The sequence below is a fragment of the Mycobacterium sp. genome (genome assembly GCF_052144515.1).
Lineage (GTDB): Bacteria > Actinomycetota > Actinomycetes > Mycobacteriales > Mycobacteriaceae > Mycobacterium.
This window is the reverse complement of the sequence record NZ_JBKQQD010000419.1, coordinates 1-11207: the sequence shown is the minus strand read 5'-3', so window position 1 is coordinate 11207 and position 11207 is coordinate 1. Positions and strand designations below refer to the sequence as shown.

Annotated in this window: 8 protein-coding genes and 4 pseudogenes; 6 read left to right on the top strand and 6 right to left on the bottom strand. The window is 65.9% G+C overall.

Going from position 1 to position 11207, the window contains the following annotated elements; all coding sequences use genetic code 11:
• Positions 1–1813: ATP-binding protein (locus ACLP9N_RS28175; RefSeq protein ID WP_442410447.1), on the bottom strand; the 1813-nt coding region annotated here is incomplete at its 3' end.
• A gap of 387 nt (positions 1814–2200) precedes the next feature.
• Here ACLP9N_RS28175 and ACLP9N_RS28170 point away from each other — a divergent pair.
• The 4 genes and pseudogenes from ACLP9N_RS28170 to ACLP9N_RS28155 form a co-directional block, all read left to right on the top strand.
• A pseudogene (locus ACLP9N_RS28170) lies at positions 2201–2971 on the top strand (adenylate/guanylate cyclase domain-containing protein).
• A gap of 103 nt (positions 2972–3074) precedes the next feature.
• Positions 3075–3228: pseudogene (locus tag ACLP9N_RS28165) on the top strand (IS256 family transposase); the annotation flags it as partial.
• A gap of 183 nt (positions 3229–3411) precedes the next feature.
• A complete protein-coding gene (locus ACLP9N_RS28160; RefSeq protein ID WP_442410446.1) occupies positions 3412–4311 on the top strand; it encodes a universal stress protein in 900 nt (299 codons plus the stop codon).
• Between the two features lie 154 nt (positions 4312–4465).
• Positions 4466–4675 (top strand): annotated as a pseudogene (locus ACLP9N_RS28155) (oxygenase MpaB family protein); the annotation flags it as partial.
• Here the strand turns inward: ACLP9N_RS28155 and ACLP9N_RS28150 are convergent.
• From ACLP9N_RS28150 to infC, 4 genes are all read right to left on the bottom strand, one after another.
• Complete coding sequence (locus ACLP9N_RS28150; RefSeq protein ID WP_442410445.1) at positions 4672–5448, bottom strand: TrmH family RNA methyltransferase; 777 nt, start codon at positions 5446–5448, stop codon at positions 4672–4674. The pseudogene ACLP9N_RS28155 and the gene ACLP9N_RS28150 sit on opposite strands and share 4 nt — an antisense overlap.
• Positions 5449–5462: 14 nt before the next feature.
• Positions 5463–5852 (bottom strand): 50S ribosomal protein L20, encoded by a 390-nt coding sequence (gene rplT / locus ACLP9N_RS28145; protein ID WP_442410444.1) that lies wholly within the window; start codon positions 5850–5852, stop codon positions 5463–5465.
• 64 nt (positions 5853–5916) lie between these two features.
• Positions 5917–6111 carry a 50S ribosomal protein L35 gene (rpmI, locus tag ACLP9N_RS28140; RefSeq protein ID WP_083112355.1) on the bottom strand — a complete coding sequence of 65 codons (195 nt, stop codon included), beginning with the start codon at positions 6109–6111 and terminating at the stop codon, positions 5917–5919.
• A gap of 45 nt (positions 6112–6156) precedes the next feature.
• Positions 6157–6765 (bottom strand): translation initiation factor IF-3, encoded by a 609-nt coding sequence (gene infC, locus ACLP9N_RS28135; RefSeq protein WP_442410448.1) that lies wholly within the window; start codon positions 6763–6765, stop codon positions 6157–6159.
• Between the two features lie 476 nt (positions 6766–7241).
• On the opposite strand from infC, the gene lysX reads away from it, so the two are divergent.
• Both lysX and ACLP9N_RS28125 read left to right on the top strand, forming a co-directional pair.
• On the top strand, positions 7242–10592 hold the full coding sequence (gene lysX / locus ACLP9N_RS28130; protein WP_442410443.1) for a bifunctional lysylphosphatidylglycerol synthetase/lysine--tRNA ligase LysX: 3351 nt from the start codon (positions 7242–7244) through the stop codon (positions 10590–10592).
• 17 nt (positions 10593–10609) lie between these two features.
• Positions 10610–10858, top strand: a complete 249-nt coding sequence (locus tag ACLP9N_RS28125; protein WP_442410442.1) for a hypothetical protein — start codon at positions 10610–10612, stop codon at positions 10856–10858.
• Position 10859: 1 nt separating this feature from the next.
• On the opposite strand, the pseudogene ACLP9N_RS28120 reads toward ACLP9N_RS28125, so the two are convergent.
• A pseudogene (locus tag ACLP9N_RS28120) lies at positions 10860–11207 on the bottom strand (excinuclease ABC subunit UvrA); the annotation flags it as partial.

The window sequence follows — 11207 nt, the reverse complement described above, 5'->3', positions numbered from 1 at the left end:
CGATCGCGGCGGCCAGCCGCCGATGCAACTCGGCGCGATCGGATTTCAGCTGGGATTCATAGGCCACAGTGCGGATCAGCGGGTGGTGGAACACGTATTCGGGATCTCGGGTGAAGGTGATCTGGTCCAGGAACTGGCCCCGCAATAGGTCTCCCAGGACGGGATCAATCCCCAGCGTTTCCAGTAGTTCGCGGCTGAAGCGTGAGCCAATGACCGCCGCCGCGCTCAAGGTGCGCTTGGCCGCCGGGTCGAGCCGGTCGATGCGGGCGGCGATCGTCGCCTGCACCGTGGCAGGCATGCTGACCTCGGCCACATCAACCGTCGAGACGTAGCCGCCCGGCTGTCCCTGCAGCACACCGCGCTCGGCCAGATCCCGCACCATCTCCTCGGCGAAAAACGGATTCCCAGCGGCCCTCTCGACAATCAAGGTGACCAACCCGCCCACGGACGGGTCGGGTCCGAGCAGTTCGCCGACCAGTGCCGTGATCTCTGGATCGCTCAGCGGGGCCAGGGCGATGCTCGGCGCACCCTGCACCTGGCTGAGCGCACCTCGATATTCGGGGCGGTAGGTGATCAGCACCAGCGAGGGCGTCTGCGGGATCACCGCCAGAAAGTCCGCGAGCATCGACTCGCTGACCTCATCGACCCAATGCGCGTCTTCGATGACATAGACCGCCGGGGCTTCCCGTGCCAGCGAGGCGGTATTGACCAGTGCGGTCAGCCGCCGCCGCCTCGCATCCGGATCGATCTTGGGCAACGCCACCTCGGGGTCGGCGATGCCCAACAAGTCATCGAAGAGCAACAAGTCCTCGGGGTCTGCATCCGGCACCCGAGAGCGCACTCGCTCACGAGCGGCCAGGGCACCCAGGCCACGCACACCGAAGGCGGCACGCAGCAACTGCGCCACGACATGGAAGGCAATGTCGGTGGCGTGCGATTCGCAGAAGGCGGAAAACACCTCGACACCCCGGCTAGCGGCCATCGCGGCGACCTCGCGCACCAGACGGCTCTTGCCGATCCCCGGGGAGCCCACCACGGTGACCACCGAACCCTGGCCGTTGATTGCACGCTTCAGTAAACCTTCGACAGCGGCCATCTCCCAGTGTCGGCCCACCAGAGCCGACTCAGCAGCTGCGAAAGGACGATCCCGGTCCGACACGCCCAGCAACCGCTGGGCGGCTACTGGTTGATCAGTGCCCTTGATGTGGACCAACTCCGGATCACCCAGAACCGCATAGTGTTCGACCAGCCGTGCCGTCGACGCGCTGAGCATCACGCCACCCCGCGGCGCCACCGATTCCATCCGCTGGGCCATGCCGACCTGTTCCCCGATCGCGGTGTACCCGGCTGCGCCCGAACCGATCTCCCCGGCGATCACCTGCCCGGAGTTCAGCCCGATCCGCAACTGAAGATCCACACCATCCTGCTGGCGGACCTCATCGGCCAGACCGGTGATACCGCTGTGGATGTCCAGGGCGGCTCGGCACGCCCGCAGCCCGTGGTCCTCCAACGCCACCGGCGCACCGAACACCGCCATGATCCCGTCGCCGGTGAACTTGTCCACCGTGCCCCCGTACCGCTGCACAACGGCGGCGCAGCGGTTGACCAGCCCCGCCATGATCTCGCGCAACCGCTCCGCACCCACCGCCGAGGCGATGTCCATCGAGTGCACCACATCGGCGAAGAGAACCGTGACCTGCTTGTACTCGGCCCGGGTCTCGCCGTCGTGGACTGGGGAGCCACAACCGTGACAAAACCCGGCGTGCTCCAGGGGCACAGTGCCACACGTCCGGCAGGCTGCTATGGCCGTCACCCGACCCTCCGCCGATCCCAGGCCCCAGCGTTTCCAGGGTTCTCTAAGGATAGGCGGTTGGGCACTTCCACGAGGGGCCGTCGGCCGTTCACGGTGATTCCGACACAGAGTTCTGAGAGCCTCGTATCTCGTCGATTTCGAGACAGCGCGGGGGGCTTGCCGTACCTGCTTGATGGCTGGCCCGGCTTCCGACTAATCACCGCGACCTTGCTGATTAGTTGGCTGCCGGTGTCATCGTCCGCACCGCCGCCACCCGGCCCCGATCCGGGGGCTGCGCGGCGATCTCGTCTGGGGTGGCGTCGCTGGCGCGCCGCCGGGGAAGTTGACGGATCACCGGACTATCGACCGGACCCGTCGCCACAGCGGTCCAGCGGAGCCGCGAAGCGGCTGCCGGACACCGACCACAACCCCGCGGTGATCGCCTTCCTTCGTGTTGCCCGGCGAGCATTACCCGGTGATCCGCATTTCGGCGACCGATTGTCCGCGACGGGATCCGGCGGTCCGGAGACCGCGGCACGCGCGGCCGAGCAGCTGCTCGGCGACGACGACGCCGCGTCGCGGGAGTTGAGTATGGCCACCCTGCAGGTGTGGCAGGCGATAAGGGAGCGCAGCAGCAGGCAGCCCGCCCATGAGGAAATCACGCTGGTGTTCACCGACCCTGGTCGGCTTCTCAAAATGGGCGCTGCAGGCGGGCGACGATGCCTTGCTGAGGTTGCTGCGCCGGGTCGCCCAGGTCGTCGAACCGCCGCTGCTTGAAGCCGGTGGACAGGTCGTCAAGCGCATGGGTGATGGCATCATGGCGGTCCTTCCCGATCCAGTCACCGCCATTACCGCGGTCCAGACCGCTCAACGAGCACTAAAAACGTTGAGATAGAGGGATACACCCCGACGATGCGGGTCGGCATCCACACCGGTCAGCCGCACCGCATCGGATCGGACTGGCTCGGCATCGACGTCAACATCGCGGCCAGGGTGATGGAATGCACCGACAAGGGCGAAGTGCTGATCTCCGGCGCGACCCTGCAGCGGCTGACCCCCGAACAGCTCGACGAACTCGGCGTACACGCCAAGCGGGTGCGCCGTGCGATGTTCGCGCACCAACCCACCGGAGTCCCGGACGATTTCACCATCTACCGCCTGGAAACCCGCACGCACTAGCCAGCCGTCAATACGGTTCAGGACGAGCCGCCTGACTAACTGAACACACCCCGAGCCAGTCGCTCACCGGGTAACTGGTTTCTGGCGGCGGGTCATGATGGAGCTGCTGCGACCTGCCAGCTCAGTCCTCGTCGAAGCCCACGACGAGTGGCAAGTCGCCGACAAACGCTACCTCTCCGAAACACCCTGGCCCTGCTCAACCCCCTGAGAAGTCCGACGACCAATCCGTTGCAGTCCCAGCCACAATCACGGCATAGTGAAAACCCGCAGAGCCTCAGGCGAAACGCCCGCTCGACTTACAGCACTCCACGGGGCGCAACCGCGTCATGTTCTGACAACACCACTTCAGGCCCTTCCAGCCGCTGGCTGCAGGAGAGATGATGGCGATCAGGGACACTGTGCGTGTTTAGCTCACGGTCACCACGTTCAAGGAGTGCGGAATGCCCGAGAAATACGGAATTCTGGTCGGGGTTGACGGCTCGCCAGAATCGGATGCCGCCGTACGCTGGGCCACCCGCGAAGCCATATTGCGCGATGAGCTGATCACTTTGCTGCATGTCGTCGCTCCGGTGAGTGCCAGCTGGCCCGTGGGCCCGATGCAAGCGAACTTCGCCAAGTGGCAGAAGGAAAGCGCTGGGGATGTCATCGAGCAGGCGCGCAAGACTCTCTGCGCCGAGGTGGGCGAAGCGCCGCCCGAGGTGCGCACCGGGGTGCTGTATTCGCTGTACTCGCACGTTGTGCCGACTTTGATCGACGCATCCAAGCAGGCGCGGATGGTCGTGGCGGGCAGCCGCGGCATGGGTGCGGTCGGCCCTGTTCCGATGGGCTCGGTCAGTACCGGTCTTGTTCATCATGCGCACTGTCCGGTCGCTGTCATTCGCGGCGAGGAGGCATCAGTGGCCAACCAGAATGCCGGTGTCCTGGTGGGCATCGACGGCTCGCCCGCGTCAGAGGCGGCCACCGCGTGGGCCTTCGATGAAGCGTCGCGCCAGGGGCTGCCCCTTGTCGCGTTGCATGCGTGGAGCGACGTCGGGGGCTTCCCGATCCTCGAAATGGATTGGCGGAAGTACGAAAGCCAAGGAGAGAAAGCCTTAACCGAACGCCTGGCTGGTTGGCAGGAACAGTATCCCAACGTGCACGTGCGGCGACGGCTGGAATGGGATCAGCCCGCCCGCTGGCTCGTCGAGGAATCCGAGCACGCTCAGCTGGTGGTGGTCGGCAGTCACGGTCGCGGCGGATTCGCTGGCATGCCGCTGGGCTCGGTCGGCGCCGCGGTGGCACAATCGGCAAAAGTTCCGGTGGTCGTCGTCCGCACCCGGTCGGGCAATTCGGCACCCTGAACGGTATTGCGGTCCGCCTCGATCACTCGATCCTGCTTCAGCAGGTCGAGCAGTGGAAAGGGCGGTGGGAAATTCTAGGGATCTTCCGAGATGAGCAAGTCGAAGATGCTAGTGACTGACTGGAGTGGCTGGAAGCCCTGAGCAATGGGGTCTTCGCAGCGACGCCCCGCTGGTCGAGGCGCCGGCATTCATGGGCCCGCCGCGTGACCGCCGCGGGCTGCCGATGCATTACTTTCCCCCGCGGTCCCGGTCCCCGCTCGAGCCGGCCAAGTTCCTCATGCAGCGCGCGGGGTCGCTGGTGCACGGCACGCTCTCGATCGCGGGCCTGCGTCCCGCCCGGGGCCGGAGCAAGAAGGCCGCCTAAGCCAGCGCGCGCGCGCTCTGGTACAGACAGATCGCGGCGGCTGAGGCCACATTCAGGCTCTCCGCGCCGCCGGACATGGGAATGCGCACCCGATGGTCGGCGCCGTCGGCGATCTCGGCTGACAAGCCGTGTGACTCAGGCCCGAACAGCCAGGCGGTTGGTTTGTCGAGCAGTTGGCCGGCATCGTCGAGGGACGTCTCACCGTCCACCGTGGTCGCCAGCACCTGCAGCCCGGCGGCGCGCAACGCGCTGACGGCGGCGTGAGCATCGGGCGCGGCGACGACCGGAATCGAGAAGATGCTGCCCGCGGAAGCGCGCAGGCATTTGCCGTTGTACGGGTCGACGCTGTGCCCGCCCAGGATCACAGCCGCCGCCCCCATCGCATCGGCAATGCGGATCACCGTGCCCGCGTTGCCCGGCTCGCTGATCTCGACGGGAACCGCGATCAGTCGTGGTGAGCCGGCCAGCACATCCTCCAGCCGAGTCGCCGGCATCTCGCACACCGCGACCAGTCCTGCCGGAGTCACGGTGTCGGAGAGCACCTTTGCGGCGCGTTCGGTCACCAGGTGAACCGGCCACTCGGCGGTGCCGAGGAATGACGAGTACCGCTGGGCCGCGGACTCGGTGACGAAGACGTCGCGAACCAGCCTGTGCGCTGAAGCGGCCTCAACGAGGTTGAGGCCTTCGGCGAGAAACCTTCCGGCGCGCCGCCGGGCAACATGACGATGCAGTTTGACCGCAGCGGCCACCCTGGCCGAGCGTTCGGTGAGCATCGCAAGCCCGGGGGTTAGGCGGCCTCTCCGCTGGGTGCGTTGACATCTTCAGGCAGCGCCGCCCGCGCGACGTCAACGAGCGCGGTGAAGGCCGCCGGGTCGGTGATCGCGATGTCGGCGAGGTTCTTGCGGTCCACCTCGACGCCCGCGGCCTTGAGGCCCTGGATCAGCCGGTTGTAGGTGATGTCGTTGGCGCGCGCGGCCGCGTTGATCCGCGAAATCCACAACTTGCGGAATTCGCCCTTACGCGCACGGCGGTCACGGAAGGCGTAGTTCAGCGAATGCAGCTGCTGCTCTTTGGCTTTGCGGTAGAGCCGGGATCGCTGGCCGCGATAGCCCTTCGAGGCCTTCAGGACGGTGCGCCTCTTCTTGTGGGCGTTGACTGCCCGCTTCACGCGTGCCATGGATGTTCCTACTTCCGTTCGTACGTAAATGGTCAGGTGCCGGAGCGGTGGTCCGGCGAGCCGGCTAGCCGTTCAGCAGCGCATTGACCCGTTTGGTGTCGTTGGCTGCAACCGTGGTGCGGCCGTCCAGCCGCCGGGTGCGTTTGGTCGGCTTGTGCTCGAGCAGGTGCCGACGATTGGCTTTTTGGCGGACGATCTTGCCGGTACCGGTGCGCCGGAACCGCTTCGAGGCCCCGCTATGAGTCTTGGCCTTGGGCATGTTTCCTCTAGTTCTCTGCTGTTCTTGACGTTCTTGTTGTCCTGGTCACTTCGGTGCGGCGTTGGTGTCGTCGGCCGCGTCCGAATCCGGTGCCGCTGCGGGCCCGTGTCCCTCCGGATGCCGCGCCCTGGCACGAGTCTTCGCGCCGCGGTGTGGTGCCAGCACCATCGTCATGTTGCGCCCGTCCTGCTTGGCCGAGGTTTCGACGAATCCGTAGTCGGCGACGTCCGCCCCCAGCCGCTGCAGCAATCGATAGCCCAGCTCGGGCCGCGACTGCTCACGTCCGCGGAACATGATGGTGACCTTGACCTTCGATCCCGCTTCCAGGAAGCGGACCACGTGACCCTTCTTGGTCTCGTAGTCATGATCGTCGATCTTCGGTCGCAGCTTTTGTTCTTTGACGACGGTCTGCTGTTGATTGCGGCGGGACTCGCGCGCCTTCTGTGCCGCCTCGTATTTGTACTTGCCGTAGTCCATGATCTTGCAGACCGGAGGTCTGGCGTTCGGGGCGACTTCGACCAGGTCGAGATCGGCGTCCGCGGCGACGCGGAGTGCGTCTTCGATACGCACGATGCCTACCTGTTCTCCCCCTGGGCCGATCAATCGGACTTCAGGTACGCGGATGCGCTCGTTGACGCGGGTCTCAGTGCTGATGGGGCCTCCCTCGTTTGGCTTCTAGTCACGACCTCGTTTAGCTTCGAGCCCGGGCCCCGTCAGGATCAGCGGTGAAACCGCCACGCCATCAGCAAAAAGGCCCTGCCAAGCAGGGCCCAATGCCGACCGATCGCAACTTGAAGCTACTCAAGTCGCCCGCGCCACGCGCAGAACAGGCATTACACGATGCCCGTGACCGGACCGCTTAGCCTTGACTTGATCTCGTGGCCAGCGGTGGGAGTGGGACTCCACTTACTGTCCCTGGCGTTCGCCAGGATGGTCGCGGGAATGAGTCTACCAGGCATGAGGCTGGTCCTTGTCCGGTCCAGCACCTCGCGGGCCGGACGGGCATCGGCCGTGACTTGTGCGTGAATTGCAGGGGCTATCACGCGAGTATCAAAGGAGGTTAACGACTCTTGGGCAGTCTTGGCGCTTCGCCAGGTATTTCACGGGTTGAAGGAATATCCTCGCGGTCTGTGGCACTAACTACGCCTACCACCGGCAGCCCTGCTCGCAGGCATAGCCGGTCGAACTCCCGCCTTCGCTGGGTCCCGGCGGCGGCCGGCTGGATCGTCGGCGTGATCGCCACGCTTTCGTTGCTGGCCAGCATCTCGCCACTGCTCAAATGGCTCATCCATGGCCCGCGGGAATTCATCAACGACTACCTGTTCAACTTCCCGGATACCAGCTTCGCCTGGTCGTTCGTGCTGGGGTTGCTGGCCGCGGCCCTGACCGCGCGCAAACGCATCGCGTGGCTGCTGCTGCTGGGCAATATGATCCTGGCCGCGGCGTTGAACATCGCCGATATCGCCGCGGGCGGTAACACCGCAGCCGAAAACTTCGGCGAGAACCTCGGGTGGGTCTTCCACGTCGTCGTGGCCATCCTGCTGGTCCTGAGCTATCGGGAGTTCTGGGCCAAGGTCCGCAGAGCCGCGCTGTTCAAGGCGGCCGCGGTGCTGGTCAGCGGGTGGGTGATCGGAATCGGGGTGTGCTGGGGTCTCGTCGAGATGTTCCCCGGAACGCTGGAACGGGAGTATCGGCTGCTGTACGTGGTCAACCGGGTGATCGGGTTCGCCATCGTGGACCGCGACGTGTTCGTCGGCAAGCCGATGGTCCTACTCAACGCAGTCATGGGGTTGTTCGGCGCGCTGGCGTTGATTGCGGCGACGATCGTGCTGTTCCAGTCCCAGCGCGCCGACAACGCGCTAACCGGTGAGGACGAATCCGCAATCCGCGGGTTGCTGGAACTCTGGGGCAAGAACGATTCACTGGGCTACTTCGCCACGCGTCGCGACAAGTCGGTGGTGTTCGCGCACAGCGGCCGCGCCGCCGTCACCTATCGCGTCGAGGTCGGCGTCTGCCTGGCCAGCGGTGACCCGGTGGGCGACCCGAGGGCCTGGCGGCAGGCCGTCGACGCCTGGTTGGGGTTGTGTCAGACCTACGGCTGGGCGCCCGGTGTCATGGGGGCCAGTTCGGAAGGGGCTCGGGTATATCGCGAGGCCGGCCTCAACGCCTTGGAGCTGGGCGACGAAGCGATCTTGCGGACCGCCGACTTCAAGCTGTCCGGCCCGGACATGCGCGGGGTGCGCCAGGCGGTAACCCGGGCGCGCAGGGCCGGCCTGACGGTGCGCATCCGTCGGCACCGCGACATCTCCGCCGACGAGACGGCCGACACCGTCCGCCGCGCCGACGCCTGGCGCGATACCCAAACCGAGCGTGGCTTTTCGATGGCGCTCGGCCGGCTCGGCGACCCGGCCGACGGCGACTGCCTGTTGGTCGAAGCGATCGACCGCGGAGACCAAGTCGTCGCGATGCTCTCGCTCGTCCCGTGGGGGACCACCGGCGTCTCCCTGGACTTGATGCGTCGTTCTCCGCAGTCTCCCAACGGCACCATCGAACTCATGGTGAGCGAACTCGCCCTGAGCGCTGAAGGCCTTGGCATTACCCGTATTTCGCTGAACTTCGCGATGTTCCGGTCCGCGTTCGAGCAGGGCGCCGCGCTCGGCGCCGGCCCGGTGGCACGGTTGTGGCGAGGTTTTCTGCTGTTCTTCTCGCGGTGGTGGCAGCTGGAGACGCTGTACCGCTCCAACATGAAGTACCAACCCGAGTGGGTACCGCGGTACGCCTGCTATGAGGACGCCCGGTTGATTCCCCGGGTGGGGGTCGCCTCCGCGCTGGCCGAGGGCTTCCTGGTGCTGCCGTTCAGCCGCCGCGACAAGGAGCACACCGGTCATCATTCCGCCGTGCCGGAGCGGCTGGCGGAATCCGGGCTGCTGCATGCTGACGGGTCCGCTCCGGACGTCAGCGGGCTGGAAGAAGCGCGGGACGCCGCCACCGAAGAGGAGATGAGATCGCGCCTGCCCGAACAGGTTCGGGTGCGCATGACCAAGCTGAGGACGCTGCAGCGCTCCGGCATTGACACCTACCCGGTGGGAACTCCGCCCAGTCACACAGTCGCCCGGGCGCTGGACGCGGACGACCAGGACACCGTCTCGGTGTCGGGACGCATATTGCGGATCCGCGACTACGGCGGCGCGCTGTTTGCCGACTTGCGTGACTGGTCGGGCGAAATGCAAGTGCTGCTGGACAATTCACGCGTGGAGCGTGGCAGCACAAGGGATTTCACCGCAGCCATCGATCTTGGCGACCTGGTCGAGATCACCGGGCACATGGGCTTCAGCAAGAACGGGACCCGCTCGTTGATAGTGCGCGACTGGCGGATGATCGGTAAGTGCCTGCGGCCGCTGCCCAACAAGTGGAAGGGGCTGACCGACCCCGAGACGCGATTGCGCGCTCGCTACGTCGATTTGGCGGTCAACACCGAGTCCCGTAACCTGATCACGGCTCGCAGCAACGTGTTGCGCTCCGTTCGAGAGACGTTGTTCGCCAAGGGATTCGTCGAAGTCGAGACCCCGATGCTGCAGCAGATCCACGGCGGAGCCGCCGCCCGGCCGTTCAGCACCCATATCAACGCCTACGACATGAACCTGTTCTTGCGCATCGCGCCGGAGCTCTACCTGAAGCGGCTGTGCGTCGGCGGCGTGGAGCGCGTGTTCGAACTGGGCCGGGCCTTCCGCAACGAGGGTGTGGACTTCAGCCACAATCCGGAGTTCACCCTGCTGGAGGCCTACCAGGCGCACGCCGACTACCTGGTGTGGATCGACGGCTGCCGTGAGCTCATCCAGAACGCCGCCGAAGCCGCCCACGGTACGCAGATCGTGATGCGCCCGCGCCCCCACGGATCTGCCACCGACGACCGTCTCGAGCCGGTTGACATCTCGGGCATCTGGCCGGTGAAGACCGTGTATGACGCGGTCTCCGAAGCACTGGGAGAAGAGATCGGCGTCGAGACCAGGCTGGGCAAGCTTCGCAAGCTGTCCGACGCCGCCCACATTCCCTATCGAGCGCATTGGGACGCCGGCGCGGTGGTGCTCGAGCTCTATGAGCACCTGGTCGAGGACCGGACCGAGAAGCCGACGTTCTACATCGACTTCCCGACCTCGGTGTCGCCGCTGACCCGGCCGCACCGCAGTCAGCCTGGTGTCGCCGAGCGGTGGGACCTGGTGGCGTGGGGTGTCGAGCTGGGCACCGCCTACAGCGAACTCACCGACCCCGTGGAGCAGCGGCGCCGCCTGAAGGCGCAGTCCCTGTTGGCCGCCGGCGGTGACCCCGAGGCGATGGAGCTGGACGAAGACTTTCTGCAAGCTATGGAATACGCGATGCCACCCACCGGCGGCCTCGGCATGGGTATCGACCGCCTCGTCATGCTGATCACCGGCCGAAGCATCCGCGAAACGCTGCCATTCCCTCTGGCCAAGCCGCACTAGAACCGAGGTTCGCCGTCATGCCCGACCAACCAGACGTTCCTCACACCGCCCAGCCCGACCCGGCCTACGACAGCGCGGGTGTGCCGACCTTCGAATCCGTCCGGGAGAAGATTGAATCCCGCTACGCGACGGCGTTGGGCGCCACGGAACTCGACGCCGAAACCCCCGAGGGCCAGGCCGTGGAGGACCAGTACGAGGAGCGCCGCCGCGCTGCCGCCGAGCGCCTGGCCCAGATCCGCGAGTCCATGCGCTCCGACGAGAAGTGACTCAGGCGCTGACCTTGCTGCGTCGCTTCGTTGACCGCCGCGGCGTGCTGTCCGATGCGCCACCGCTGCCGACGACCTCGGCGAGGAACTTCCCGGTGTAGCTTTCCGGAACCGCGGCAACATCCTCCGGAGTACCCTCGGCGACAACGGTTCCGCCCTCTGCCCCACCTTCGGGTCCCATGTCGACGACCCAGTCCGATGTCTTGATCACGTCCAGGTTGTGCTCGATGACGATCACCGTATTGCCTTTGTCCACAAGGCCGTTGATGACGTTCAGCAGTTTGCGAATGTCGTCGAAATGCAAGCCGGTGGTGGGCTCGTCGAGGATGTAGACGGTGCGGCCGGTGGA